Below are 1,060 nucleotides of genomic sequence, written 5' to 3'. Positions count from 1 at the left end.
GCTCCAGAAAGGAGGTGTTCCAGCCGCACCTTCCGGTACGGCTACCTTGTTACGACTTAGCCCCAGTTACCGGTATTACCCTAGCCCGTTCCTCGCGGTCACGATCTTCAGGTACTCCCGGCTTCCATGGCTTGACGGGCGGTGTGTACAAGGCCCGGGAACGTATTCACCGCGCCATGGCTGATGCGCGATTACTAGCGAATCCAACTTCGTGGAGTCGGGTTGCAGACTCCAGTCCGAACTACGACCGGCTTTAGAGATTGGCGCCCCGTCACCGGGTGGCGGCCCTCTGTACCGGCCATTGTAACACGTGTGTAGCCCTGGATGTAAGGGCCGTGCTGATTTGACGTCATCCCCGCCTTCCTCGCACCTTACGGTGGCAGTCTCGATAGAGTGCCCGGCATTACCCGGTGGCAACTATCGATAGGGGTTGCGCTCGTTATGGGACTTAACCCGACACCTCACGGCACGAGCTGACGACAACCATGCAGCACCTTGTAAAGAGTCCCGAGGGAAAGGGATGTTTCCACCCCATGCACTCTACATTTAAACCCAGGTAAGGTTCCTCGCGTATCATCGAATTAAACCACATGTTCCTCCGCTTGTGCGGGCCCCCGTCAATTCCTTTGAGTTTCATCGTTGCCGACGTACTCCCCAGGTGGCTCACTTAATACTTTCGCTTGAACCCTGACAGTGTATCGCCAAGATCCAGTGAGCATCGTTTACGGCGTGGACTACCAGGGTATCTAATCCTGTTCGCTACCCACGCTCTCGCGCATCAGCGTCAGATCGAGTCTGGACAGCTGCCTTCGCTATCGGGGTTCCAAGTGATATCTAAGCATTTCACCGCTACTTCACTTGTTCCGCCATCCTCGACTCGTCTCGAGGTCACCAGTTTCAACGGCGTGCTACAGTTTAGCTGCAGTCTTTTACCGCTGACTTGGCATCCCGCCTACGCGCCCTTTAAACCCAATAAATCCGGATAACGCTCGCATCCCCCGTGTTACCGCGGCTGCTGGCACGGAGTTAGCCGATGCTTATTCGTCAAGTACTGGCATCA

The 1,060-nt window shown here is 55.8% G+C and carries 1 rRNA gene; it reads right to left on the bottom strand.

The annotated features are described in order from the left end of the window. Positions 1–7 precede the first annotated feature (7 nt). Positions 8–1,060, bottom strand: a 16S ribosomal RNA gene (locus tag CS948_RS00005); the annotation flags it as partial.

Origin of the sequence: Butyricimonas sp. Marseille-P3923 (genome assembly GCF_900184685.1) — a bacterium.
Classification (GTDB): domain Bacteria; phylum Bacteroidota; class Bacteroidia; order Bacteroidales; family Marinifilaceae; genus Butyricimonas; species Butyricimonas muris.
This window is presented reverse-complemented; position numbering and strand designations above follow the sequence as displayed.